Source organism: Actinoplanes sp. NBC_00393 (assembly GCF_036053395.1).
Lineage (GTDB): Bacteria > Actinomycetota > Actinomycetes > Mycobacteriales > Micromonosporaceae > Actinoplanes.
This window is the reverse complement of the sequence record NZ_CP107942.1, coordinates 8,802,695-8,828,520: the sequence shown is the minus strand read 5'-3', so window position 1 is coordinate 8,828,520 and position 25,826 is coordinate 8,802,695. Positions and strand designations below refer to the sequence as shown.

At 70.4% G+C, this 25,826-nt stretch carries 23 protein-coding genes; 10 read left to right on the top strand and 13 right to left on the bottom strand.

Features of this window, described 5'->3' with window-relative positions; genetic code table 11:
* Positions 1-51: 51 nt before the first annotated feature.
* From OHA21_RS40880 to ssd, 5 genes are read right to left on the bottom strand one after another with little or no spacing between them, the layout of a single operon-like run.
* Positions 52-783 carry a type II secretion system F family protein gene (locus OHA21_RS40880; protein ID WP_442874985.1) on the bottom strand — a complete coding sequence of 244 codons (732 nt, stop codon included), beginning with the start codon at positions 781-783 and terminating at the stop codon, positions 52-54.
* Positions 783-974, bottom strand: coding sequence for a hypothetical protein (locus OHA21_RS40875; protein WP_328464476.1), 192 nt, complete (start codon positions 972-974; stop codon positions 783-785). The genes OHA21_RS40880 and OHA21_RS40875 overlap by 1 nt, the downstream gene beginning before the upstream one ends.
* Positions 971-1,735: a type II secretion system F family protein gene (locus OHA21_RS40870; protein WP_328464474.1), complete on the bottom strand. Its 765-nt coding sequence runs from the start codon at positions 1,733-1,735 to the stop codon at positions 971-973. Before OHA21_RS40870 ends, OHA21_RS40875 begins: the two co-directional genes overlap by 4 nt.
* The gene (locus OHA21_RS40865; RefSeq protein ID WP_328464471.1) at positions 1,732-2,913 is read right to left on the bottom strand and encodes a TadA family conjugal transfer-associated ATPase; all 1,182 of its coding nucleotides are present in this window, start codon (positions 2,911-2,913) and stop codon (positions 1,732-1,734) included. The genes OHA21_RS40870 and OHA21_RS40865 overlap by 4 nt, the downstream gene beginning before the upstream one ends.
* Positions 2,910-3,959: a septum site-determining protein Ssd gene (gene ssd / locus OHA21_RS40860; protein ID WP_328478863.1), complete on the bottom strand. Its 1,050-nt coding sequence runs from the start codon at positions 3,957-3,959 to the stop codon at positions 2,910-2,912. The genes OHA21_RS40865 and ssd overlap by 4 nt, the downstream gene beginning before the upstream one ends.
* Positions 3,960-4,196: 237 nt before the next feature.
* Here ssd and OHA21_RS40855 point away from each other — a divergent pair, with 237 nt between their 5' ends.
* Positions 4,197-4,559 (top strand): STAS domain-containing protein, encoded by a 363-nt coding sequence (locus OHA21_RS40855; protein ID WP_328464469.1) that lies wholly within the window; start codon positions 4,197-4,199, stop codon positions 4,557-4,559.
* A 322-nt stretch (positions 4,560-4,881) separates the two neighbouring features.
* Positions 4,882-5,688 carry an HAD family hydrolase gene (locus OHA21_RS40850; RefSeq protein WP_328464467.1) on the top strand — a complete coding sequence of 269 codons (807 nt, stop codon included), beginning with the start codon at positions 4,882-4,884 and terminating at the stop codon, positions 5,686-5,688.
* A 496-nt stretch (positions 5,689-6,184) separates the two neighbouring features.
* Here OHA21_RS40850 and OHA21_RS40845 read toward each other — a convergent pair whose 3' ends face one another.
* Both OHA21_RS40845 and OHA21_RS40840 read right to left on the bottom strand, forming a co-directional pair.
* Positions 6,185-6,661, bottom strand: coding sequence for a PH domain-containing protein (locus OHA21_RS40845; RefSeq protein ID WP_328464465.1), 477 nt, complete (start codon positions 6,659-6,661; stop codon positions 6,185-6,187).
* Between the two features lie 19 nt (positions 6,662-6,680).
* Positions 6,681-7,412: an oxidoreductase gene (locus tag OHA21_RS40840; RefSeq protein ID WP_328464463.1), complete on the bottom strand. Its 732-nt coding sequence runs from the start codon at positions 7,410-7,412 to the stop codon at positions 6,681-6,683.
* Positions 7,413-7,621: 209 nt separating this feature from the next.
* On the opposite strand from OHA21_RS40840, the gene acs reads away from it, so the two are divergent.
* The 4 genes from acs (at position 7,622) to OHA21_RS40820 (ending at position 13,827) form a co-directional block, all read left to right on the top strand.
* On the top strand, positions 7,622-9,622 hold the full coding sequence (gene acs / locus OHA21_RS40835) for an acetate--CoA ligase (RefSeq protein WP_328464461.1): 2,001 nt from the start codon (positions 7,622-7,624) through the stop codon (positions 9,620-9,622).
* Between the two features lie 270 nt (positions 9,623-9,892).
* Positions 9,893-12,256 carry an immune inhibitor A domain-containing protein gene (locus OHA21_RS40830; RefSeq protein ID WP_328478861.1) on the top strand — a complete coding sequence of 788 codons (2,364 nt, stop codon included), beginning with the start codon at positions 9,893-9,895 and terminating at the stop codon, positions 12,254-12,256.
* A 113-nt stretch (positions 12,257-12,369) separates the two neighbouring features.
* Positions 12,370-12,834: a hypothetical protein gene (locus OHA21_RS40825; RefSeq protein WP_328464459.1), complete on the top strand. Its 465-nt coding sequence runs from the start codon at positions 12,370-12,372 to the stop codon at positions 12,832-12,834.
* Positions 12,835-12,900: 66 nt separating this feature from the next.
* Positions 12,901-13,827, top strand: a complete 927-nt coding sequence (locus OHA21_RS40820) for an alpha/beta fold hydrolase (RefSeq protein WP_328464457.1) — start codon at positions 12,901-12,903, stop codon at positions 13,825-13,827.
* Positions 13,828-13,830: 3 nt separating this feature from the next.
* On the opposite strand, the gene OHA21_RS40815 is transcribed toward OHA21_RS40820, so the two are convergent.
* The 4 genes from OHA21_RS40815 to OHA21_RS40795 form a co-directional block, all read right to left on the bottom strand.
* Positions 13,831-14,196, bottom strand: a complete 366-nt coding sequence (locus tag OHA21_RS40815) for a hypothetical protein (RefSeq protein WP_328478859.1) — start codon at positions 14,194-14,196, stop codon at positions 13,831-13,833.
* Complete coding sequence (locus tag OHA21_RS40810) at positions 14,193-15,356, bottom strand: SseB family protein (RefSeq protein ID WP_328478857.1); 1,164 nt, start codon at positions 15,354-15,356, stop codon at positions 14,193-14,195. The genes OHA21_RS40815 and OHA21_RS40810 overlap by 4 nt, the downstream gene beginning before the upstream one ends.
* Before the next feature lie 2,863 nt (positions 15,357-18,219).
* Complete coding sequence (locus OHA21_RS40800; protein WP_328464455.1) at positions 18,220-18,513, bottom strand: WXG100 family type VII secretion target; 294 nt, start codon at positions 18,511-18,513, stop codon at positions 18,220-18,222.
* Between the two features lie 16 nt (positions 18,514-18,529).
* Positions 18,530-18,847 carry a WXG100 family type VII secretion target gene (locus tag OHA21_RS40795; protein ID WP_328464453.1) on the bottom strand — a complete coding sequence of 106 codons (318 nt, stop codon included), beginning with the start codon at positions 18,845-18,847 and terminating at the stop codon, positions 18,530-18,532.
* 292 nt (positions 18,848-19,139) lie between these two features.
* Between OHA21_RS40795 and OHA21_RS40790 the strand changes: the two genes are divergently transcribed.
* The 3 genes from OHA21_RS40790 to rarD all read left to right on the top strand — a co-directional run bounded on the left by OHA21_RS40790 (position 19,140) and on the right by rarD (position 22,713).
* Positions 19,140-20,990, top strand: coding sequence for a type VII secretion protein EccE (locus OHA21_RS40790; RefSeq protein WP_328464451.1), 1,851 nt, complete (start codon positions 19,140-19,142; stop codon positions 20,988-20,990).
* Between the two features lie 99 nt (positions 20,991-21,089).
* The gene (locus OHA21_RS40785; RefSeq protein ID WP_328464449.1) at positions 21,090-21,467 is read left to right on the top strand and encodes a phage holin family protein; all 378 of its coding nucleotides are present in this window, start codon (positions 21,090-21,092) and stop codon (positions 21,465-21,467) included.
* 295 nt (positions 21,468-21,762) lie between these two features.
* A complete protein-coding gene (gene rarD / locus OHA21_RS40780) occupies positions 21,763-22,713 on the top strand; it encodes an EamA family transporter RarD (RefSeq protein ID WP_328464447.1) in 951 nt (316 codons plus the stop codon).
* Positions 22,714-22,853: 140 nt separating this feature from the next.
* On the opposite strand, the gene OHA21_RS40775 is transcribed toward rarD, so the two are convergent.
* Positions 22,854-23,534 (bottom strand): anti-sigma factor family protein, encoded by a 681-nt coding sequence (locus OHA21_RS40775; RefSeq protein ID WP_328464445.1) that lies wholly within the window; start codon positions 23,532-23,534, stop codon positions 22,854-22,856.
* Between the two features lie 144 nt (positions 23,535-23,678).
* Complete coding sequence (locus OHA21_RS40770) at positions 23,679-24,473, bottom strand: IclR family transcriptional regulator (protein WP_196417033.1); 795 nt, start codon at positions 24,471-24,473, stop codon at positions 23,679-23,681.
* 154 nt (positions 24,474-24,627) lie between these two features.
* On the opposite strand from OHA21_RS40770, the gene OHA21_RS40765 reads away from it, so the two are divergent.
* Positions 24,628-25,797 carry an MFS transporter gene (locus tag OHA21_RS40765; RefSeq protein WP_328464440.1) on the top strand — a complete coding sequence of 390 codons (1,170 nt, stop codon included), beginning with the start codon at positions 24,628-24,630 and terminating at the stop codon, positions 25,795-25,797.
* The last annotated feature ends 29 nt before the right edge of the window (positions 25,798-25,826 follow it).

Here is a 25,826-nt window from a genome sequence, read left to right as displayed (position 1 = left end):
CGCCGCATTCGGGCTGGGCGGCGCGACCGGGTGAAGGGCCGCACCGCCGGTTCACAGGACGTCGCCGAGGACGGCGACCAGCACCGGCACCAGGCCGGCGAGCAGAAAGGCCGGCAGGAAGCACAGGCCGAGGGGCAGGACGATGAGGACCCCGGCGCGCTGGGCGGCGGCTTCGGCGGCGACCGTACGGTCGGCGCGCAGATCACCGGCGAGGCGTTCCAGGGCCCCGGCGAGGGCGCCACCGCTGGCACTGGACCGGACCGCTGCCGCGACGAGCCTGTCGGCGCCGGTCACGCCGGCGAGATGCCCCCACGCCTCGGCCGGCCCCGCACCGAGCCGCAACGACCGGGCGACCCGCTGCAGCCGCCCGCCCAGCGGACCGTCCAGCGCGTCCGCGACAGCGGCCGCCGCCCGGTCCGCCGGCGCGCCGGCCCGCAGCGCCGCGGCCAGCAGATCCGCGGCGAGCGGCAGATCGGCCAGCGCTTGCAGCCGCTCCCGCCGGAGTTCGGCAGGTTCCCGGCGTCGCAGGAACTGTTCGGCGCCGACCCCGGCGGCCAGCCCCACCGGAATGCCCCACCAGGTCCCGACCAGCCCGGCCACTGCCAGACCGGCCATGGCGGCGAGCAGCAGCCGGGTCTTCCGATCGGTCGCCCGGTTCGCCGGCTTCGCGTCCAGGCTCCGGCGGACCCGGGACAGCCGCCGTCCGGCCGGTTTCCGGCCCCTCAGCGGCAAAGCGAGAAGGATCGCGGCCAGGGCGGTACAGGCGGTGACGACGAAGGTCATCACCTGCGCGCTCCAGGTGCGACGTCCTCGGCCGGGAGGGTGGCTGCGAGCACCACGCATCCGCCGGTCTTCGCCCGCACACCGATCAGCGCGGCCGCGCAGCACTCCCGCAACGGCACCCGGACCGGCCCGCCCGGCCTCAGCAACTCGGCCGCGCCACACGACGGGACATCCACCGCATCCCGGGTCATCGGCTCGTCCCGTTCGTGAGGCGCTCAGCCCACTGGAGGCCGGCACATTGCAGCGCCACCGCCACCACCGCACAGGCCGCACCCACGGGCGTGTGCAGGAGGACGTGCAGCGGATCCGCACCGATCGCATATCCCAGGGCGATTCCGCCGAGTGGCAGGGCCGCCAGTAGGAAGGCAGTGGCCTGGGCACCAGCGGCCTGCGCGGCCGCCGACTTGGCCGCCCGATCCGAGGTACGCGCATCCGCCTCGATCCGCTCCAGAAGGTCCGCCGCCGGCGCCCCGGTCTGCTCGGCGAGCCGCCACACCGCCGCGGCCAGCCCGGCGATCCGGGAGTCCCCCGCCAGCTCGGTCGGCACCGGTCCACCCGCTGCCACCACGACCGGCGGAATCCCGGCCCGCAGATCGGCCACCAGCGAGCAGAGCCCGTCCAGAGCCGCCGCCCGGCCCGCGACGACCCGCTTCCGGGCGCCCCGCCGGACCAGCTCCCGTCCCGCCAGCCCGGCGTAGGCGGCCGCGACCAGCGCAGCAACCGGCCCGCCAAGCACGAGCCCGGGCACCGCCACCAGCGCCGACGACCCCAGAGCTGCCCGGCCCGGCGATCGCGAGGCGACCCGGCCCAGGATCTGGCGAAGCCGCGCCACCTCGGTTCTGGCCCGGCCACCGACGGGCCGCCGGCCCAGCAACCGGTTCCGCGCCGCGCTGACCGGCCACAGGACGACCGCCACCCCGGCCAGTAGCCCGCCAACGATCAACCAGCTCATTCCGGCCGCCCGGCGGGCCGCAGAAGGTCCGGGACCGCGATTCCTCGCTCCCCGAACAGCCGGGCCAGCACTTCCGCACCCGGCCCGGCACCGCGCCCGAGCTCCCAGGCCGGCACCACCGTCGCCAGCCGCTCCTCCCCGGAGGGCAGCAGCACGCTGATCGACTCCAGCACCCGGCCCCGGCCCGTACGCCGTACCTGAAGAACCACCTGCAGAGCCGCCAGCACCTGGGCGTGCAGAGCCGCTCTGGGCAGCCCACCGAGCATGCCGAGCGCTTCCAGCCGGGCCGGTACGTCACCCGGCGCATTCGCGTGCAGGGTCCCCGCCCCGCCGTCGTGCCCCGTGTTCAGCGCCCCCAGCAGATCCACCACCTCGGCGCCGCGGCACTCGCCGATCACCAGCCGATCCGGCCGCATCCGCAGCGCCTGCCGGACCAGATCGGTGAGGCCAACCGCGCCCGCCCCTTCCACGTTCGCGGTACGCGCCTGCAGCGCCACCACATGCGGATGCACCGGCCGCAGTTCGGCAGCGTCCTCGACCAGGACGATCCGCTCGGTGGCCGGAACCAGTCCGAGCAGCGTCGACAGCAGCGTCGTCTTCCCGCTGCCGGTCCCACCGGTCACCAGGTACGCCAGCCGCCCCGCCACCACGCCCGACAGCACCACCGCCGCGGCCGGTTCGACCGTCCCGTGCGCGACCAGGTCGTCCAGGCTGAACGGCCGCTGCCGGAAGGTCCGCAACGACAGGTAGGGCCCGTCAGTCGCCACCGGTGGCAGCACCGCGTGCAGCCGGGTCCCGTCGGGTAGTCGCGCATCCGCGTACGGCTGCCCGTCGTCCAGCCGCCGACCGCACGCCGCGACGAGGCGTTGCGCGAGTCGGCGTACCTCGTCGGCGTCGTTGAGACGCACTGCCGCGCGCTGCATGCCGGCGCCGCGATCCACCCAGACCTGCGTGCCGTTGACCACGACATCGGTCACTTCCGGATCGGAGAGCAGCGGCGCCAGCGGACCCGCGCCGATCATCTCGTCGCGAACCTGCCCGGCCAGGCGCAGAACGGCCCGGTCGCCGAGCACCCCACCGGCCCGGCGGACCGCGCTGACCACTGCCGCCGGTGTCGCCTCGACCCCCTCGTACGCGAACTGCCGCCGAACCCGATCCACCACCGGCTCGGTGCTCATGCCGCCACCTGCGCGCCGGCCGTACGCATCAGGTCCTCGATCAACCGCTGGCAGAGCTCCGCGAGCGGCCCCTTGCCCTCCGCTGTCGGCGGCGTCCCGTTCTCCACGGCCTCGCACATCGCCGGTTCCGGCCGCAGCGTCCCGGCCAGCGGAAGTCGCAGCGCCTCGGCGATCTCCCGGGCCCGGAGCCCGCCGGGCGCCGGCCCGCGCACCACCACGGCCAGGTTCTCGCAGTGGAACGCGACCGTCGCCGCAGTTCGCGCAGCCGCCACCGCCGCCCGCAGCTCCGCCGGGACCACCATCAGCGTCTGATCGGCTGCCTGCAGGGCCAGCACCGCCGCGTCGTCGAGGTGCCGCGGCAGGTCGGCGACGATCACATCGCGGCCGCGCCGGGCGGCGTCCAGGGTGGCCGCCATCGCCTCGGCCGGAATGCCCAGCAGCTCCTTGCGGTCGAACGTGAGCAGCACCAGGCCACCCCGGCGGGGCAGAGCGCGAATCAGCGACCGGGGCTCGACCCGCCCGTTCGTGTCGGTGAGCTCCCGCCAGCGCAGCCCGGTCACCTCTTCCCAGCCGAGCACCATGTCCAGGCCGCCACCGAGCGGGTCCGCGTCGACGAGCAGGGTCTGGTGGCCCGCGCGTACCGCGGTGGTGGCCAGCCCGGCCGCCAGGATGCTGGCCCCGGCCCCGCCGCGCCCGCCGATCACCGCGATCGTCCGGGCGGTGGCGGCCGGGCCCGGCCGTTCGGTCAGCTGGTCCACCACCCACGGCTCGGCGGTCGGCAACACCGCGACGTGCTCGGCGCCGATCAGGCTGGAGATCTCCCAGGTGCGTTCCGCGCTGTCGTCCCGGCAGATCAGGATGACCCGCGGGCGGCGTGGCAGGCGGGCCCGCAGGCAGGCCGCAACCTGATCCGCGCCGATCAGAACGAGTGGCGCCCCGGAGTAGCGGGCCCGGGCACCGGGCGGATCGGCGGCCACGTCCACCTCGGTGCCGCCGGCCGCGGCGAGTCTGAGCAGGTCGTCGAGCAGGTCGGGGTCGGCGGTCACGATCAGGGGACGGCGCGGGGCGGGCATCACTGACCTCCAGCGAGGGACGCGGCGGTTTGAGGCGCCCACCGTCGCCGGACCGGCCCGGCGACGACAACCGCCGGGCCCCGGACCTGTGGATATCGCGGGCGGCTGTGGACAACGCCTGACCCGGCGGATTGATCTACTAAGACGGGGACGAGTGAGCTGGATTCCGTTGGGTATGTTTGTCTGCCGAAACGGACCGATGGAGTGCGGATGGACAGCTCGATCCGGACCACGCTTGGCGAGGACGGCACGGTTACCGTCACCGTGCTGGGCGAGATCGATTTCTCGAACGCTGACGAGGTGGCGGACGGCATCCGCGATGCCCTCGTCGACTGGACGCCGGCCACCGTCCTGGTGGATCTGCGCGATGCCTCGTTCATCGACTCGACCGGCCTCGGCGCCCTGATCGAGGGATACCGGGCGGCGACCGAACGGGACATCGAGTTCGCCGTGGTGAACCCGAGCGACACGTTCCGGCGGGTGCTGAACGTGACCGGGCTCTCCGACTTCTTCGGCCTGATCGAGCCCGCGGCCTCAGCCGAAGCCGAACCGAGCCGGGCCTCCGGCTCCTAAGGGAACGACCCCCGTCGGGGGAGACGGGGGTCGTCCTGGGATTCGGCTCCGGGGGGGTCGAGCCGAATCAACTCGGCAATCGCGGGGGGCGCGATCACCGAGGGCCATCAGTTGATCGAAAGTTCACCAGACGCGACGGTAACAACACTCATCCCAGTCGCAAACACAAGTCTGCCTCAGAATCAGGCCCGGCGTCGAGTACTGAATGTGACCCGATGCCACGCTCCCTGCCCGTCTGACCGTTTTCACAGCGCGTCACCGCCGGGCGCGTCCCCCGCGCGGGACAACCGGGGCGAGCGTGTTGCGGCTACACTTTCGGCCCGTGGGCCTGAGCGCCGCGTTTTTCGACCTCGACAAGACCGTCATCGCCAAGTCCAGCGCCCTGGCCTTCGGACGGCCTTTCTACCGTGATGGCCTGATCAGCCGGCGTGACGTGGTGAAATCCGCCTATGCCCAGCTGATGTTCCGGCTCGGTGGCGGCACCGATGAGCAGGCGATGGCACGCACCCGCGACTACCTCGCCGCGCTCTGCAAGGGCTGGCGGGTGGAGCAGGTGCAGCAGATCGTCGCCGAGACGCTCAACGACCTGATCAATCCCTATGTCTACGCCGAGGCCGCCGCGCTGATCGCCGAGCACCAGGCCGCCGGCCGCGATGTCGTCCTGGTCTCCGCCTCCGGCGACGAGATGGTCCGCCCGATCGGCGCTCTGCTCGGCATCACCGACATCATCGCCACCCGGATGGCCATCGTCGACGGCCGCTACAGCGGCGAGGTCGAGTTCTACGCCGCCGGCCCGGCCAAGGTGGTCGGCGTCCGCGAGCTCGCCGAGTCCCGCGGCTACGACCTCTCCGAGTGCTTCGCCTACTCGGACTCCAGCAGCGACCTGCCACTGCTGGAAGCAGTCGGTCACCCCAGCGCCGTCAACCCCGATCGCGCGCTGCGCCGGGTCGCCGCCGAACGCTCCTGGCCGATCCTCGAGTTCCGCCATCCCGTCCCTCTGGGCCGGCGCCTCCGCGACCGCCCAGCGGTGCCGGTGGCAGCCGCGGCCCTGGGGGTCGGCGTGGGCGTCGCCATCGGCTTCGCCATCTACGGCCGCCATCGCCGCACGCGCGCGGCCGCAGTCGCTTGAAACCCATTCTCTGTACGCCTACCAGGAGTACCTCGGCTAACGGCCGGCTGAGCAGGTGGTCACCCCCGCCACCGACCTTCCGGCCGGTGTTGTCGCCAGACGTGGCCCGCCACGCCCGTTCCGCGGCCTCCTCCCCGCTTCCCGAGCCGGCTTCCTCCCCCGCCCACCGGTCCTCAATGGCCAGTGAGCTGCGTGAATGGCATTGGTCTGAGTAATAGCGGTACGCCAGGTTTGCGTGCCTGATACCTGGCGATCATGCGCGAACCGGCGTAGAAATGACTCGCGGGCCCGTTGAAATCGGGCACCGTGCACGGCCACCGGGAACCCACGCGCGATCAGCCACGGCAGGCACGTTGCGGCGGGACCTATGCCAGATTTTGGCAGCTGGACCGCCGACAACGACCCAGGTGCACGCTTGATAACCCGGTCCGGACGCGCACAGCCGGCGCCCCTCAAGGGACGCCGGCTCTTACTTTGCCGCCCGGCCGGCCGCGGGTCACGGCTGAGCAGATGCGAGATGCCGATTACGGATCTCGTGATAGACCGCGCGGAACACCTTGGGCCGGGAGTGGAAGTCGACCCCCTGCGCCCAGAGCTCGGTGTTCACCATGGCCCCGTCGTGCCGCTCGATCAGCACGGTCATCCCGCTCTCGATCCGCCACGGCCCGACCCGGTGGGTGGTCCGGTGCAGGCGCACCCCGGCGATCTCCCGCCACCGCACGATCCGCGAGCGCAGCAGCCCACGGATGAGCACACCGTCCGAGCTCACGTAGACACCGTGCTTGACGATCCGCCACGTGCCGACGGCCCAGACCACGGCCAGCAGCCCGGCAACCGCCCGGACGCTGTGCCCCATCAACTCGAAGTGCAGAACGCTTGCCCAGGTCAGCAGGGCCAGCGCCCCCGCCTCCCAGGCGATCACCAACCAGCGGCCGGTTCCGGGCGTGTACGGACGGATCCAGTTCTCACCCACCCGAAAAGTATGCCGCCGTTCAGACCGCCGCCAGGACGCTGTCTCCGATGACGACGATTTCGTCGGCGCCGGCCGTGATCGCCGCCGCGTAGTGCCGCAGCCACGACCGCACGCCGTCGGGCGTACCCGTGGCGTAGGCGCCGGCGGAACCCACGTACTCGGGCTCGCGGGCGAGGTGGCCGACTTCGGCAGCGACCAGACCGCGGGGGTCGAGGCCGCGGCCGATCAGCGTGAGGTGGGCGGCGGCCCGGGCCACGACGCCGGACGGGCCCGCGAACGGCCGCAGGGTCAGCAGTTCGGCGTGCACGATGGCGGCGAGCAGCAGCGGCGGCGTCTTCTCGTTGCCGGCGACCAGCCCGGCGAGCGCGTCGATCCGCTCCGCACCGGCGGTGAGCCGGCCCAGGTCGTGGTCGTGGACGACGCCACGGGCCGCGAGGACGTGCAGTTTGGCGAGGACCTGACGGGGGGCGCGGGGCCAGAGGTCGACGAGGCCACCGAGCGACTCGGCGACCCGCAGGGCGCCCTGCACCACGGGATCGGTGACCGTGCCACCGCGTACCTCGTCAAGGTCGTAACTGCTGCCCTCCAGCGCCGCGCTGGCGACCGCGGCCCGCAGACTGGCTTCGGCGGCCACCTGGCCGCCGTGCCGGCGCAGAGATCGATGCCGCATCGCGGCGTCGACGGAGTCACGGGCTTGGTCGAGTGCGGGCGCGACGTCGGCGAGGTCGAGCAGCGGGGCGAGTGGATCCACGTGAACACGGTAACCGGTAAAGAAGCAGAAACACGGGGTGCACAAATACGCGTGGAACTGGCAAGATTCGCGCAGTAGCGAGCAGCAAAGAGCCAGTCGGCGCGCGTACCGAACCATCGGGCGCGCCCCGCGGCGCAACCCTTCGCCGGACCACCCGGCGCAACTAGTGTGCAACGAAGAAACCCCGGTCAGGCAGAGGAGCCGCCCTCATGAGCGAGACACTGGAGAACTTGTACTCGGAGACGCGGCAATTCCCGCCGCCCGCCGACCTCGCGGCGAACGCGAATGTGAAGGCTGAGGCCTACGAGGAGGCTGCGTCCGACCGGCTCGCCTTCTGGGCGCGCCAGGCCGAGCGGCTGTCCTGGGCGAAGCCGTGGGACCAGATTCTCGACTGGTCGAACCCGCCGTTCGCGAAGTGGTTCGTCGGCGGCGAGCTGAACATCGCGTACAACTGCGTGGACCGCCACGTCGAGGCGGGACACGGCGACAAGGTGGCGATCCACTGGGAAGGCGAGCCCGGGGATACGCGCACGGTGACGTACGCCGAATTGTTGAAGTCGGTGAGCCAGGCCGCCAACACCCTCACCGAGCTCGGGGTCGCCGCAGGCGACCGCGTCATGATCTACCTGCCGATGATCCCGGAAGCCGCGGTGGCGATGCTCGCCTGCGCCCGGATCGGCGCGACGCACAGCGTCGTGTTCGGCGGTTTCTCGGTGGACGCGCTGGCCACCCGGATCGAGGACGCTGCCGCCAAGGTCGTGATCACCGCGGACGGCGGCTACCGGCGGGGCAAGCCGTCGGCGCTCAAGCCGACCGTGGACGAGGCCGTGGCGCGCACCGGCAGCATCGAGCACGTGCTGGTGGTCCGCCGCACCGGCCAGGAGGTCGCCTGGACCGACAAGGACAAGTGGTGGCACGAGACGGTCGAGCAGGCCGACTCTTCGCACACCGCGCAGCCGTTCGACTCCGAGCACCCGCTGTTCATCCTCTACACCTCGGGTACGACCGGTAAGCCGAAGGGCATCCTGCACACCACCGGCGGCTACCTGACCCAGACCTCCTACACCCACCACGCGGTCTTCGACCTGAAGCCGGAGACCGACGTCTACTGGTGCACCGCCGACATCGGTTGGGTGACCGGGCACTCGTACATCGTTTACGGTCCGCTCTCCAACGGCGCGACCCAGGTGATGTACGAGGGCACGCCCGACACCCCCGACCGGGGCCGGTTCTGGCAGATCGTCGACAAGTACAAGGTGTCGATCCTCTACACCGCCCCGACGCTGATCCGCACCATGATGAAGTGGGGCGACGACATCCCCGCGAAGTACGACTTGTCCTCGCTGCGGGTGCTCGGCAGCGTCGGTGAGCCGATCAACCCCGAGGCCTGGATGTGGTACAGGGAGAACGTCGGCCGCGAGCGCGCGCCGATCGTGGACACCTGGTGGCAGACCGAGACCGGCGCGATCATGATCTCGCCGCTGCCCGGCGTGACCTCGGCGAAGCCCGGTTCGGCGATGACCCCGCTGCCCGGCATCAGCGCCGACGTGGTGGACGACGAGGCCCAGTCGGTGCCGGACGGTGGTGGCGGCTTCCTGGTGCTGCGTGAGCCGTGGCCGTCGATGCTGCGCACGATCTGGGGCGACGACCAGCGGTTCCTCGACACCTATTGGTCGCGGTTCGGAGCCGGCGCTTCGTCCTCCTCTTCCGCCTCGTCCGGCGAGTGGATCTACTTCGCCGGTGACGGCGCGAAGAAGGATGAGGACGGCTCGCTCTGGCTGCTCGGCCGGGTCGACGACGTCATGCTCGTTTCCGGTCACAACATCTCCACCACCGAGGTCGAGTCGGCGCTGGTGTCGCACCCGTCGGTGGCCGAGGCGGCCGTGGTCGGCGCTACCGACCCGACCACCGGTCAGGCGATCGTCGCGTTCACCATCCCGCGCGGCAACGTCGACACCGAGGGCGACGCCGGTGAGGAGCTCATCAAGGAGCTGCGCAACCACGTGGCCAAGACGCTCGGCCCGATCGCCAAGCCGCGGCAGATCATGCTCGTTCCGGAGCTGCCGAAGACCCGGTCCGGCAAGATCATGCGACGGCTGCTGCGGGACGTGGCGGAGAACCGCTCGCTGGGCGACGTCACGACGCTGCAGGACTCCGCCGTGATGGACCTGATCTCCACCGGGATGCAGTCGGGTAAGTCCGAGGACTGACCGACGTCGGTCCATAAAGGCTGGTGGCGCGCTCGCGCCGCCAGCCTTTTGTCCGTTATGAAACGTCTGACGTTATGGCCTGGGCATATCAGATAACCATTGGTCATCGATATCTCAGGCAACTTCCAGGCATCGGTTTGTTTGCATACGTTCACCTACAGTCCCGAACCCCGGGGCCGTTTGACGCCGGTCCGCAACACCCTGCGGCCGGCCGCGTAAACGGAGGTAAACGTAGTGCGCAAGGTGGTCGTAGGACTGCTCGGCGCCGCGATGGTCACCAGCGTCGGAGCTCTGGTTCCGACCGTGGCCGTAGCGGCACCCCCGGCAGATCCGTCTCCGGCGGCACAGGCCGAGGAACAACTTCCGGTCGATGACCTGCCGAACCCGCTGGAGGAGAAACGCCGGGCGCTGCGCGAGCAGGCCGTCAGCCAGGTGCTGAGCGGCGAGTCCAAGGTGGAGACCCGCAACGGCAGCAAGGTCGTCAACCTGGGCAAGACGTACGGCAACGGCGGCTTCGGTCGCTACGGCAAGAACCAGTACGTCGAACTCGCGCGGGAACAGACCGACCGGATCTTCGTGATCCTCACCGAGTTCGGCAACGAGCGGCACCCGAACTTCCCGGACAAGGACACGACCCCGCAGTTCGCGGGCCCGTCCACCTTCGAGGGGCCGCTGCACAACGCGATCCCGGAGCCGGACCGCAAGGTCGACAACTCGACGATCTGGCAGCCCGACTACAACCGGGAGTACTTCCAGAATCTGTACTTCGGTGAGGGCGAGGGCGTCGAGTCGGTCAAGACCTACTACGAGACCCAGTCGTCCGGCCGCTACAGCGTCGACGGCACGGTCACGGACTGGGTCAAGGTCAAGTACAACGAGGCACGGTACGGCCGCTCGAACGACAACCCGACCGACGCCAACGGTGACGACCCGGCCGTGTGCCCGGGTAGCAACTGCGACAACGTCTGGGAACTGGTGGCCGACGCCGCGAACCAGTGGGTCGCCGACCAGAAAGCCGCCGGCCGCAGCGACGCCGAGATCGCCGCGGACGTGAAGTCGTTCGACCAGTACGACCGGTACGACTTCGACGGTGACGGCGACTTCAACGAGGCCGACGGCTACATCGACCACTTCCAGATCGTCCACTCCGGCGGCGACCAGGCCGACGGCGACCCGTACCAGGGTGAGGACGCGGTCTGGAGCCACCGGTGGTACGTGAACCGCTACTCCGGTCAGGGCCCCGGCACCAACAAGAAGGGCGGCACCCAGATCGCCGACACCGGCATCTGGATCGGCGACTACACGATCCAGCCGGAGAACGGCGGCCTCAGCGTCTTCGTCCACGAGTACGGCCACGACCTCGGCCTGCCGGACGACTACGACACCAGCGGCCTGGGCGACAACAACAGCGAGTACTGGACGCTGATGGCGCAGAGCCGGCTCAGCGGCAAGAAGGACCAGGGCATCGGCACCCGGCCCGGCGACCTCGGCGCCTGGAACAAGCTGCAGCTCGGCTGGCTCGACTACGAGCTGGTCAAGTCGGGCACCAAGAAGGTCATCCAGCTCGGCCCACAGGAGTACAACACCAAGAAGAAGCAGGCCGTGGTGGTGCAGCTCCCGGAGAAGCCGGTGCAGTTCCAGGCCGGCGCGCCGTACGCGGGGACGAAGCAATACTTCTCCGGCAACGAGGACGACCTCGAGAACACCATGACCCGGGAGATCGACCTCACCGGCAAGACCACGGCGAGTGTCACGCTCAAGGGCCGGTACGAGATCGAGGAGAACTACGACTACCTGTACTTCGAGGCCTCGACGGACGGCGCCACGTGGACCCCGCTCGACGGGACGGTGGCCGGCAAGGCCTTCCCGAAGGACCCGGGCAAGAACCCGGCCCTGACCGGGTACACCAAGGGCAGCTGGGTCGACATCGCGGTGCCCCTGGACGCGTACGCGGGCAAGAAGGTCTCCTTCCGCCTCCGCTACCTGACCGACACCGCGGTGTCCGAGGGCGGCTTCTACGCTGACGAGATCACCATCACCGCGGACGGCGCTGCGGTGCTGACCGACGGTGCGGAAGAGGCCTCCACCTGGACGCTGGACGGCTTCTCGGCGGTCGAGCAGACCTACATCCGAAACTTCCCGAACTACTACATCGCCGGGTACCGCAGCTACACCTCGTACGACAAGTACCTGGCGACCGGCCCGTACAACTTCGGGTGGGCGAACACCAAACCGGACTGGGTGGAGCACTACAACTACCAGACCGGTCTGCTGATCTCCTACTGGGACACCTCCCAGGCGGACAACAACACCAACGAACACCCGGGTGAGGGGCGCAACCTCTACATCGACGCGCACCCGAAGCCGCTGATCAACCCGACCGGGGTTCCGTGGCGGTCCCGTGTCCAGGTCTACGACGCACCGTTCAGCCTCTACCCGACCGACGGGATGAAGCTGCACCTCAACGGCGCGGAGTCGGTCATCAAGCCGCAGCTCGGTGACCCGGTCTTCCACGACAAGGACAAGTACTTCTACGAGGAGCTGCCGAACCACGGCGTCAAGCTCCCGGCAGTCGGTGTCAAGATCGCCGTCCTGACCCAGGTCGGCACCTCGATGACCGTCGCCGTCTACTGATCGGATGCTTCACCGGCGCCCGGGGAGTCCGCTCCCCGGGCGCTTCTTTCGCGGAACCGATCGGGGTCACGAATCGTCTTATCCGGGACACCCGCAGCGGGAAGGATGAACTGATGCGCGATCACGCCACGTTCCGGATCGGCCTGGTCATGGCCGCCGGCGCAGTTCTCGCCGGATGCGCGGGCGCGACGCCGTCCGCCTCCGCCCCCTCCTCTTCCTCTGCCTCTGCTCCCGCGCCTTCCGCGGTCGCCTCGCCGGCTCCGTCACCCGCCGCGTCTGATCCGTCGTTGTCCCCGTCGTCGCTTCCGACGATCACCAAGACGGCGAAACCGCCCAAGGAGCCGACCGACAACCTGCCCACCGACGGCTGGGTCGCCGGCATGGTCACCCGTGGGGGTAAAGGTCCGTGCTACGGCATGCTCGCCGACGACGGCCAGCACTACGCGCTGTACTCCACCGAGGGCATCGAGCTGACCAAAGGCAGCCGGGTCAAGGCGCTCCTGGAACCCTCGCTCCTGCGCATCTACTGCGGTCCCGGCAACCTGATGAACATGCTCGAGGTCGAGACCATCAAATGATCACGGCTGGGTTCATCTTCGCCACTGCCCGGCAACGTCCGTGACAGCGGCGCATAGGCTGACGGCATGGGCGGTCAGGTGGACGAGTCGGTGGTCTTGACGGAGGGGCCGTGGCGGCACCGCTTCGTCGGCGCCAACGGCAGCCGGTTCCACGTCGCTGAAGTGGGGACCGGCCCGCTCGTGCTCTTCCTGCACGGCTTTCCCGAGTTCTGGTGGGCCTGGAACGAAATCATGATCCGCGTTGCGGACGCGGGCTTCCGGGCCGCCGCCATCGACCTGCGCGGTTACGGCGCCAGCGACAAACCACCCCGGGGGTACGACGGCTACACCATGGCCGCCGACGTCACCGGCCTGATCCGGGCCCTCGGCGAACGGTCGGCCACCGTGGTCGGTGCCGGCGCCGGCGGGATGATCGGGTGGGCGGCCGCATCGTTCCACCCGAAACTGGTCAACCGGCTCGTCGTGCTCGGTGCTGCGCATCCGCTGCGGTTACGGGCGGCCGTCTTCGCCGACCCGCGCGGCCAGCTCGCCGCCTCCGCGACGATCCTGCGCTTCCAGGTGCCCCGCTTCGAACACGTGCTCACCCGCGACGACGCGGCGCTGGTCGGTGAGCTGATGACCCAGTGGAGCAGCCCCGGCTGGGCGGACACCCCCGAGTTCGGGGAGTATTCGGCTCGCTGCCGGCAGGCCATGCAGATCCCGCAGGCGGCGTTCTGCGCGCTGGAGGCGTACCGGTGGGTGGCCCGCAGCGCACTGCGGCTGCAGGGATACCGATTCGTCAAGCTGATGCAGCGGCCGTCGAGCGTGCCCACCCTGCAGCTGCACGGCGCGTTGGACACCGCGGTGCTGCCGCGCACGGCACAGGGCTCCGGGCGGTACGTGACCGCGCCCTACGAATGGCGCCTGATCCCGGACGTCGGGCACTTCCTGCACCAGGAAGCCCCGGACGTCGTGACCGGCGAAATCCTGCGGTGGCTCAAAGCCCCGGCCTGAGACTCAGATCCGGTGCTCGTACCGGTCGCGCACCTCGTGAGCCGGCGCCCACCCCTGGTACACCCCGTAGTCGAACTCCTCCAGCCCCAGCCGGCGGGCCACCGGAGCGCGACCACCCGTGTACTCCAGGCGCAGCCAGCTGTCCGCCTCGGCGAGCACGATGAACGGCTCGCCGCGCCAGGTGCAGAGAGTCCGGACGTACGCGAGCTCCTCGTACTCGTCGGGCTCCAGCACCCGTACGTACCGCCCGGCCTTGACCTCCTGGAAACCCTCGGCCGGGCCGGTCGCATAGATCCGGACCCGGTCCCCGTCCGGGGCAGCGTCGTACTCCTGCCCCTGCCAGGTCACCACGTAGCCGTCACGCATCAGTGCTCACCCACCCGGCGCCACAACGGCCCGTCCGCGTCGAAGATCGCCAGCATCCGCTCGTTACCGTCCGCGTCGATGCGCCACAGCTGCGCCCCGTGCGGCAGCCGGACGCTGTCCACCTTGAACTCGGCGATCACGTCCCGGCCCTCGCCGGGCGCGAAACCGTTGCCCCGGAACGGCGGCCGCTCGATCACCCAGCCGTCCATGGCCCGCAGCGCCTGCTCGTTCTGCCCGCCGTAGGGAATCCGGTACAGGCTGGGCCGGTAAGCCGGCCAGCGCAGCACGAACGCTTCCTTGGCATCCGGCTGGAACGGCGAGGAGTCGTAGTAGAGGCCGAGCGCACCGAACAGCTCACCCGGCGTACGCAGATGCTCCACCTCGGACGCCCGGTGCACGAAACCGGCAACCCGGTCGTACCCGCGATCCAGGTAGTAGTCGACCTGCTCGGCCGAGATGGTCTTCTGCATGACCGTCGCCGACTGCGCCTCGTCGCTGGCCGGCTCCGGAGCCGGGATCGGCGCGGTGGTGTCGTTGGCGATCGGGCCGTCAGCCGGCTCCGCGCCCAGACCGGCCTCGGTGGCCCAGTTCGCCAGCGCGATGATCTGCGCCCCCGGGTACTTCGCGCCGACCGGCGTTCCCGGGTTGACCGCGAACGACCAGGCCGGGTCCGGCCAATTGCGGATCAGCTCGTAGAACCGCACCCCCACCGTCCGGGTCGGCTCGCCGAAGTGCTCGGAGAGCCGGTCCTTGCTGGTGAAGACGATCAGGAAGCGCTCGCCGTCGACCTCCTCCGGCAGGAACGCGAAGCCGGACTCACCGGGCGCGCTGCCCGGCCTCGAGTGGTTCGCGACCGGCACGAGAACGTTCGCCAGCAGCAGCGTCGAGAGGAAGACGTCGGTGTTGCCGCCGTCCGCGGCCTCCTGGAGGTCACGCTCGACCTCATTGGCCGCGACGAAGTCCGTCGTGCTCTCGCCGCGCTGCCCGGGGGCGTTGGCCTGGGTCCGGGAGCCCGTGGCCGAACCGGTGACCCCGAGCCCGGAGGACACGGCTGCGGTGCCCTGCCCACCCCCTGCTGCGAGCGGCAGCGCCTGGGTCGCAAAAGCGTTGGAACCGTAGCCCTGCGTCGCATAGGCGGCGGCCGGGCTCCCCTGCGGAGGCATCCCGGGAATGGGCGGCGCGGGGTTGGCGTAGCCAAGGGCCGCCGCACTCTGCGCCATCCCGGGAACGCCGGGCGCCGAAGGTGCGATGCCCTGCGGCGAACCGGCGGCGACCGGCCCGCCGAAGCCCGATGCCGAACCGGGAGCCCCATACGCAGCAGCTGAGCTGCCAGAACCGGCAGTGCCGTAGCCGGACGCGGGGGCGCCGGAGGCAGGAATGCCAGATGCAGGGACGCCGGAGGCCGGGCTGCCGGGTGTCGCGGCGCCGTAGCCGGAGGCCGGGCTCCCAGGCGTCGCAGCGCCGTACCCAGAGGCCGGGCTCCCAGGCACCGCGGCGCCATAGCCGGGCGCGGGGCTACCGGGTGCTGAGCTGCCGTAGCCGGAAGCCGGGCTTCCCGGAGCTGAACTACCCGGCACCGACGGCGAGCCATGGCCGAAGCCGCCTGCGGAGCCCGCCGGCGCGGCGTAGCCACCGGCTGAGCTCGTCGGCGCGTTGGGGCCAGAGCCGTAACCAGCGGCTGAGCTTGTCGGCGCGCTGGGGCCGTAACCGGCTGCACCGGCTGAGCTTGTCGGCGCGCTGGGGCCGTAACCGGCAGCACCGTAACCCCCGCCCGGACCGGGGTAGCCCGGACCGCCGGAGACGGGCGCGCTCCGATCAATGCCGGGCGCACCTGGAATGACCGGTGGAATCAGGGCAGGCCTGGCTGCCGGAGCCGGAGGCTGCTCGCCGCCCGGGGCGGAGTGCGGCTGGATCGACGGTGCCGGGCCGGACGGGCCGAACCGATCATTTCCGGTCGGCGGCCCCTGACGATCCTGCTGATACGCCGGCGGCTCGGTAGGCGGCTGACGGTTGGAGCCGAGCGCCTGCGCCGCGGCGGCCATCGTCGTCGGCCGTTCCGAAGGCGGCGGCACCTGGCGACGCGGCAGCGCATTACCCGGGCCACCGGTCCCACTCGTCGGCGCGGTGGCGCCGTGCGCGGCCGCAGCCTGCGGCGAGGCCGGCCCCTGGGGGAACGACGGCGCAGCGCCAGCCAGGTTAGAAGGAGGCGGTGTCGCGGCGCTCCCCGAGCCGGTAGGCACAAAGCCCGGCATGCTCGAGAGCTGCCCCGCACCCGCCGACTGACCAGGCTGCCGTCGGGGCAGCGCGTCGCGTCCCGCAGGCGCGCCAGCCGGAGGCGTCTCGCTGCCCGGCACCGCCCAAGTCGGCGCGAACGCCGCCTCGGCGGGGTCGTAAGGAGTGACGTGCTCCGGCACCGGCGGCGTGTTGGCCATCGGGGTACGGACCGGCAGCGGAGCCTTCAAATCCTGCAACGGCCCCCGCGGGTCCTGATCAGGGCTGAACGGCATGCCCGCTTTGTCCCACCCCGGGGTCGCCATACCCGCGCCCGGACGCCCAGGAGCCGGCGCACCCGACGAAGGCGTCGCGCCACTCGGGCTCAGCGGGATCGAGGGAGGCTGATAGCCCGCCGGCGTGACCGGCCCGGAAGAGTCTGCAGGACCGGCAGTCCGCGGCGGACCCTGGTCACCAGGCGCCGGAGTACGAGTCGGCAAGCCGCTCGGCGCCGGGACACCCGGTGCCCGCACCGGCAGCCCACCGGGCCCGACCGGCGGCTGCCCGCCACCCGGAACACCCGGGCGCGTGCCAGGCCCACCCGAGGTGGGTGCGCCCGCCAGGCCGCTGGGCTCTGCACCACCCGGCGCTCCGCTGAACCCGCGGGGCACAGAACCACCCGACGGCCCTGCGAACTGCCCAGGCGCACCAGGAGCTCCAGCACCCGGCGCCCCGGCAAACCCAGGCCCGCCAGCAGCTCCGGCACCAGGGGTCCCGGTAAACCCAGGCGTGCCGGACGCAGAGCCACCCGGCGCCCCAGGGAACCCACCAGGAACAGAGCCACCCGGCCTCGGCGCTCCGGCGAAACCGCTAGGTCCGGACGGAACGGCAGAGCCAGGCGGCACGCTCGGCGTACCCACCGGAGGAATAGGCGCTACCGACGGGGAGATCTGGGAAACACCCGCAGGACCCCGCATCGGCGGCCGGCCCGGACTGGCCGCGACCGGCGCCGGCGCACCGGATGCCGCCGGATCGTAGGTGGGCCCACCCGCCACATCATTGCCGCGGCTGGCAGCCAACGCCGCCGCACCCAACTCCTGGATCTTGGAGGTGACGTGCGCGTCCCGCCCCGGACCCCGGGTCGGCAGGCGCAGGTCACCACGAGCGAGCTGGGCGACGAACCATGCCGGCAGGTATCCCTCGATAGGAAGGCCGGGGTTGACCGCCAGCCACCACTCGAGGTTCGGCCAGGTGTTGGCAAGCTCCGCGTACGGCACGCGGCGAGCAGAGCCGGTGTAGTCAGAAAGGCACGACCGCAGCGCCTCTTGCGAGGTGAAGGCGAGTACATGCGTACGCCCGCCGGTGCTCCATGTCCCCCAGCCCAGTGGTGCCAGGCCGGCTAGCGCATCGGCCGAGACTGGTAACAGGAGGTCGACACCGGCGAGAATGCGGAAGTAGGACTCCTGATCGTCGGTGCGTAACGCATCGCGCATCGCGACCTCGGCGTCCGTAGCCGGTTCCCACTCGGACACGTCCACCTCTCCCTACGCGCGTGCGAACGAGCCAACTCAACGCGTATAACCTACAAGGTCAGGCCGCAATCACAATGGGCGGCGGCATGCTGTCAGCCGAGTCGGAAGTATGGCGCACTCGGCACGAGATCACACAGGCACCAAAGGCGTCTGGCGATTGCTCTCAGCGATCATCCAACAACCGATGGTAGCCCTGACCGGCGGCCCGGCCATTACGCGAACGGGCGACCCCAACCCCAACGGAACGGCCCAAACGGGTCGCCCGCGAGGGTACGCCAACCCGTCACAGGAACCGCTGGGTGGCTGCCCGTTCGGTGGCGACATAGTCCGCCGCCGAGTCGTCCACCGCGACCTTGATCTGCCGCAGGATGTTCTGCAGGTCCTCGGACGCCGCCCGCCAGGTGGCCTGGCGCTGCGCATACGCCTCCTGCGCCGCGCCCGCCCACGTCTCCACCAACGGACCGGCGTCGCGCTCGAGTTGATCGAGCTGCGACCGCAACGCGTTCAGAGCCTTCTCGATGTCGGTGCCCGCCTGCTGCAGCGCACCGAAGGTGACCAGTAGAAGACCGTCATTCATCGAATCCTCCAGGGAGTCAGAGCGGAAGCGTGAAGGTGCCACCGGTCCGGGTGACGCGGGAGGCAGCCTCGGCGTCGGCCGCCTCGTAGCCGGCACCGGACGAACGGATCGCGCCGGCCGTTTCTGCGAGCGCGTTGTTGAGGGTCTTCAGATCAGCCGCATACTGAGCCTTGACCTGCTCGAACGCATTCGCCCCGAGGCCACGCCAGGTGCCGTTGAGCATCGACAACTCGGACATCAACGTGCTCAACATGCTGTGCAGTGCGGTGTTGGCCTGCTCGAACTTGACGGCCGTGTTCGCCATCACCGCGGCTTCGGCCTGAGTCTTCGCCATCGGCAGATGCACCCACTCTCGGTTTGCGGATCTGATGTGGACTGTCCGTTCCATCGACGTGGGTCACTAGGTTAGCCGCTCAGCAACGAGCGCGTTGCCCGCTGTGACCACGTGATCGGAATTCCCGCCGACGGTAGCGGCACGGTCACTCGGCGCGGTAGCCCCTGATCGCTGCCTGTGGATAACCATGACGCCGTTACCGGAATTGTGGATAACTCCGAGCGACCCCCGCCGCTGCCCTACGATGGGGCGCGCATGACGATCAATGCCTGCTTGACGGACGGGGGTCCAGGTGAGCATCGAGGTGGCGGCTCCGCGGGTCCAACATGGACGGCGCTTCGGCGTACGCGTGAACCAGATCGTCGCCACCCAGGTCGCTCTCGTGCTCGTGCTGCTCGGCGCACTGCACAGCGGTCCGGCCCTGGCCGCGGCCGCGATCTGCTCCGCAGGCGTTCTGGCTCTCACCTGGGTACGCGCACGCGGCCGCTGGGCCTTCGGCTGGTTCGGAACCCTGGTGAGTTTCACCGCCCGCCGACGAACCGCAAAGATCGACGGCCCGCCGGCAGTGCTCGACTTCTGCGCTCCCCGCACCGTCGTCACGACCGCGGATCTGGCCGGAAAGCCCGTTGCGCTGCTGGTCGACGAGTTCGGGCTGACCATGCTCTTCGAGGTCGGCGATCCATCGGCTGAGCCGCCACCGCTTCCGCCACTCGCCGCGCTGCTGCACGCCGCCGAGGCGGATCAGCCTCCGGCCCGGCTCCAACTGGTGCTGACCGGCGCTCCGGCACCACCCGGACGAGCCGGAACCGGCCCGGCCGCCAGCTCGTACCGTGCTCTCTGTGAAGGCAGTTCGCTCGGACATCACAGCGTGGTGCTGGCAATTCGCGTGCTTCGCAGCGGCGGACGGAGCGAGGAGGAGCTGCGTCGTGACCTGCTGGCCCTCGGCCGCCGGCTGACCCGCAAGCTGAAACGACTTCCGGTTCGCCCGTTGGACGCGACCGCGGCGGTCCGCGCGATCGCCGAGTCGGCCCACGCCGGCGAGGCCGGTACGGCTCATGAAGCGTGGAGCGCCCTGCGCCTCGGCGGCCTGACCCAGGCCACGTTCCGCTGCAGCCCGCCGGCCGGCGGCACCCTGCCAGGACACCTTGTCTCACGGCTACTGCACCTGCCGGCCGCTGCCACAACCGTGGCCGTGACGACCGAACTCCAGTCCGGGCAGGCGACCGGTCTCCTGGTTCGCATCGCCGCAGCCGACACCATCGGTCTGGGCACGGCAGTCCAGGCATTGCATCGGTTGCTCACCGCAAAAAGCGTTTCGGTACGCCGATGGGACGGCACCCACCTACCCGGGCTCGCCGGCACCCTGCCTTTGGGCGGCTGGATGGAGGACGAGGAGTCGTTCGCCTTCGCGGAACTGCCGGCCGTGCCCGCCGGCCTGGTGCTGGGACGCAACCGGCACGGACACCCACTGCAGGCACGCCTGTTCCGCCCCGATCCAACCCTGGTCCTCCTGGTCGGCGGCCTGCCCGGCGCCCAACTGCTGGCTTTCCGGGCGATGGCGGCAGGTGCCCGGGTGGTCATTCACAGCACACGCCCACAGGCTTGGGAACCTTTCGTACGCGGTGCCGCGTCCCCCGGCGACTCCATCACCGTGATCCCACCGAACCGCCCGCTCGCCCTCCCAGCCGGCTCGCCGCTGCGCCCCACCCTCACCATTGTCGATGGCGCTCAGGCGGACGCCACCCACCCGGACTCGACGGACTCAGCGGGCTCTGCGGCCTTGGCGCGCTCACCGAGCCCGGCAGGCTCGGCGCGCCCGGAAGGAGGGCGCTGGCAGACGACGCTGGTTGTGTGGGACGCCGTTCGGCCGGCTGACCTGGAGACTGTCACCCGGGCTGACCTGCTGCTGCTTCAGCCGCTCGAGGCGGCGGAGGCCGCGCTGCTCGATGGTGCTCTGCATTTGGGTGAGACGGCGGTCAATCTGACCAGGATGCGGCCGGACATGATCGCGGTGGTGGATCGGCGGACGGTCCGCTGGGCTGCCCTGGCGCAGAGTCAGATCGAGGCGGGTCTGATCGGTGACCCAGCCCGCGCCGCGCCGGAAGTGGCAGGAGCAGCGCAACAGCCCGCGGCTGGATTCTGAGCGACAAATTTGGATATGCCGGATTCATTTGCGACGGGTGGATGAAGATCGCGGAGTGTTGTACCCGCAGGTTGTCCGGCCGTGGCACGATCCCCTGCCATGGGCATCCTCATCCGGCTGGTGATCACCGCCATTTCGCTGTGGATCGCGACCGTTGTGATCGACGGAATCAGCCTCACCACCGATTCCACGGCCGGGAAGGTCGGCACGCTTCTCGCGGTTGCCGTGATCTTCGGTCTTGTCAACGCGATCCTTCGGCCGATCATCAAGCTGCTCGGCTGCGGCCTCTACGTTCTGACGCTCGGCCTGATCGCGCTGGTCGTCAACGGCCTGCTGTTCATGCTGACCAGCTGGATCGCGGGACAGCTCGACCTCGGCTTCCACGTCGACAACTTCTGGCCATCGGCGGTCCTCGGCGCGCTGCTCGTCGGCATCGTCAGCTGGCTGCTCAACATGCTGGTCCCGGACGGAGACTGACCCAGCGATCAGCGATCAGCGATCAGCGATCAGCGATCAGCGATCAGCGAAAAATACTGTGGGGTGCCGTTCGGCGCCCCACAGTTCGTTCTGGGACCGCAACCACCTACTTCAGCCCGGCGGTCGCGTTTCGGCCTGGGCCCGGCACTGGATCGCGGTGTAGCCCCACCAGCGCGTAGCTGCGTCTGGGTCAGCCGCTGACTCGTACGTCAGAAAAGCCGCCCACCCGGAATTGGCCTTGTGGCCTGGCCCATATGCAAGGACCGCGCCCCTGGGCCGACCTTACGGTAGGGGCATGAGCGACGAGCGGCGTGGATATGTGTATGGCTTCACGGCGTACGCGATCTGGGGTTTCTTCCCGATCTACTTCAAACTGCTCCAGCCCTCGCCGGCGCTGGAGATCCTGTCGCATCGAGTGCTCTGGTCGGTGGTGTTCGTCGCGCTGCTGCTGACCGTTATGCGTAACTGGCGGTTCCTCCGACGGATTCTGCGCACGCCGCGCCTGCTCGGCGGGGTCGTCGTGGTCGCCCTGCTGATCGGGATCAACTGGGGCACCTATATCTACGGCGTCAACTCGGACCGGGTGGTGGAGACGGCGCTGGGGTATTTCATCACTCCGCTCGTCGTGGTGCTGCTCGGTGTGTTCGTGCTGCGGGAGCGGCTGCGGGCCTGGCAATGGGTGGCGGTCGGGGTCGGTACGCTCGCCGTCGCCATTCTCGCCATCGACTACGGGCGGCTGCCCTACATTGCGTTGACGCTGGCCGCCTCGTTCGGGTGCTACGGGCTGGTCAAGAAACGCATGTCGTTGCCGCCGGCGGAAGGGCTGTTCGTCGAGTCCGCGGTGCTGGCCGTGCCCGCGCTGGGCTATCTGACCTGGCTGAACCTGTCCGGCGGGGCGGAGTTCGGCCATGTGTCGGGGATGCACACGGCGCTCATGCTGTTCTCCGGAGTGGCGACCGCGGTTCCGCTGCTGCTTTTCGCGAGCGCGGCGAACCGGGTGCCGCTGGTCGGGCTGGGCATCCTTCAGTACGTGGCGCCGATTCTGCAGCTGGCGTGTGGGGTGCTGATCTATCACGAGCCGATGCCGGCGGCGCGGCTGGCCGGGTTCGGGCTGGTCTGGGTCGCGCTGGTCATCTTCACCGTCGATGGGATTCGCGGAGGGCGGGCCGCGGCGCGGGTTCGCGCGGCGGCCGAAGCGGCGGCCGCCACCGCCGGGCAGACCGCAGCCGCCCTACCGTCCCGCTGACCGAAACGCGGACCAGCCGGCGCCGGAAGGCGGAGGGCCGGGCAGGGAAGGCGAGAGGGCTGGGGGCGGAACGCGGGTCGCGGAAGGCGGGTCGCGGAAGGCGGGTCGCGGAAGGCGGGTCGCGGAAGGCGGCAGAAGTCTCAATTGCCGGAGCTGAATCCCGGCAGGTTGTACTTCAGCATCGCCTTGCCGTCGAAACGGACGACCTCCAGCCGGGCCAGACTGCCCTCGGCGAAGTGCGTCGCGCCCTGCATCGTGAACGTCGCCCCGGGCTTCGCCTGCCACGAGCCGAGCTGTTCCTGCTGCTCATCCGGCCCGTAAGCGATCATCCGGAAGGTGAACGGCCGGTCCGCAGCCTTGCTGTACGAGCACTCCATCTCCACCTGCGTCCCGCCCGCGGTGCTGACGAGCCGAACCGTGGCGGTGATCGGCGAGACGTCCTCGACCGGCGTCATCGCAATCGCCGGGCCGGGCGGCGGAGTGGTCGGGGTCTGCTGGTTCATGCTCCAGGCCACGACCCCGCCACCGAGCAGAACGACCAGCACCGCCGCGACGGCGGTGCTGAGCAGCCGGATCGGGAACGCCCGCACTCGTGGTCGGGGGCGGGGATGCGGTCCGGGCGAGGTCAGCGTCGGGTCGAGGAGCTTGGCGAACTCGTCGGCGTCGAGGCGGTCGAGCATGTCCGGTACGCGTGACAGGTCGGCAACGGCCTCCCGGCAGAACGAGCACGTCGCCAGGTGGCTCTCGTACGCCGCCCGCTCTCCCGGCGACAGCGCGCCGAGGACGTAGGCGGCGTCGTCGTGCCCGTCCTCGCATCGCATCCGTTTCGCCTCCAACCGGCTTGTCCGTCCCGGTCTTTGGTACGCGGTACACGACGCGAAGGTTCAACGGCGCCTTAATACTCCTCGTCAAAACGTGGCGGCTCCGGGACAGAGAGTCAGGCGGCGGCCGACTCGCCCCCGAAGTCAGGCGGTGGCCGACTCGCCCCCGGAGAGTGCCTCGGCCACGTTGCGCGCGGCAGCGGTCAGCTTGGCCCGCACCACCCGCGCCGAGGTGAGCATCTCGGCAGCCGGCATCGAACAGGCCAGGACCAGCCGGCGCTCCATGTCCCGATCAGCGACGACGATCACCGCAGCCGACGCCAGACCTTGCCGGAACTGTCCCATTTCGATCTGCATGCCGCGCCGCTCGCCGGCGGCCAGGTCGGCTTCCAGCGCCTCGGGCGTGGTCAGCGTCGCCGGCGTGAACGCCCGCATCCCATAATCGCGCAGGTAGCGGGATCTCTGGTCGGGCGTGAGCGTGGCCAGCAGCGCCTTGCCGAGCGCGGTGGCGTGGCCGCCCTCGTCGAACCCGGGCGCGATGTCGTCCAGGAACGGCGACCGGGCGCCCTCGGCCGAGGCGGTGACCGCGATCCGCCCACCGACGAACCGGCCCAGGTAGTGGCTGTAGCCGGTGTCCAGGGCGGCCCGGCGCAGCGCCTCGCCGACCGCGGGCGGCCCGCGGAACGCGGAGACCAGCTCTCGATAGCGGTCGGCGATCTCCAGGCCCACGATGTACGTCCCGTCCTCCCGGCGGATCACGTAACCCTCGTAGGCCAGAGTTCGCACCAGGTGGTACGTCGTCGCGACGGTCAACTCGCACCGTCGGGCGATCTGTTTCACGGTGAGTCCGCGCGGCGCGCGTCCGACCGACTCCAGCACGCGCAGGGCGCGCGACACGCTCCGGATGAGATCTGACGGCTCCGCTAGGGGGTCACGCACAGCTACCTCCGAGGCCAGGGACTTACACCATATGAAGAATCGTTCGTGGAAGGAATGCCAAAAGCATGTGGATCACGGTCGATTTACACGGGCGGTGTGATCAACGGGACTGTCCGCATCCGGGCGACGTCCTCTCGGCATAGGCTGCCGAGTGATGCCAAAGCCTGACGGAACCGGTTTCACCAGTACGAATGCGAAGAGCGCCACGCTGGGAGCGCTTACCACGACCACTGCGGTTTCGATACCGGTCTTTCTGGTCGGTGGGCTCGCCGTCCAGATTGGATCCGAGCTCGACTTCTCCGCCGCCGGGCTGGGTGTCGCCGTTTCCGCCTACTTCGGAGCGAGTGCGCTGGCTTCCGTACCCGTCGGCGCCCTGGTGGAGCGTCACGGCGCGACCCGCGTCGCCCGGCTCGGCGTCGCCCTCGCCGCGCTGACCCTGATCGGCGTTTCCGCCGCCGGCTCGCTCGGGATGCTCATCACGTTCCTGGCTGTCGGCGGCGCCGCGAACGCGATGGGCCAGCTGGCGAGCAACGCCAGCCTGTCGCGCAACGTCCCGACCGGCCGCCAGGGCCTGACCTTCGGCATCAAGCAGGCGGCCATCCCGATCGGCACCCTGCTGGCCGGTGCCGCGGTTCCGGCGGTCGCGCTCACCCTGGGCTGGCGCTGGGCGTTCGCGCTTGCGGCAGTTCTGGCCGTGGCCGCCATTCCGCTGATTCCCGCCGAACCCACCGATCAGCATCGGTCGCGGGAGTCCGGCCGGGCCACCGGAGCGCTGGTCGTTCTCGGTCTCGCGGGCACCCTGGCGGCGGGCTCTGCCAACGCCCTCGGCTCGTTCGTGGTGTCCTCCGCCGTGGACCGCGGGATCGCCCCCGGGCCGGCCGGACTGGCACTGACTCTCGGCGGCGCGGTCTGCGTGCTCGCCCGGCTCGTCGGCGGCTGGCAGGCCGACCGGCGGCCCGGCGCCCAGGTCGGGGTGATCGCGGCGCTGCTCACCTGCGGCGCGTTCGGCCTGGCCCTGCTGGCCGTGCCGGGCGAAGCGGCGTTGGTCCTCGGCGTGCTGCTGGGCTTCGGTTTTGGCTGGTCCTGGCCAGGTCTGGTGAACTTCGCGGTGGTCCGGCTGCATCCGCAGGCGCCGGCCGCGGCCACCTCGATCACCCAGGCCGGCGTCTACGCCGGTGGCTGCCTGGGTCCGCTCGGCCTGGGCACGCTGGCCCAGGTAGCGGGTTACCCGGCGATGTGGATGACGGGCGCGGTCGCGATGCTCACCGCGGCCGCCCTGATGCTGCTCGGCAGCCGCCTGTTACGCCGCCACCCCGCCGCTTGAACGGAACCGGCTCAGCCCGTGCGGTCGGC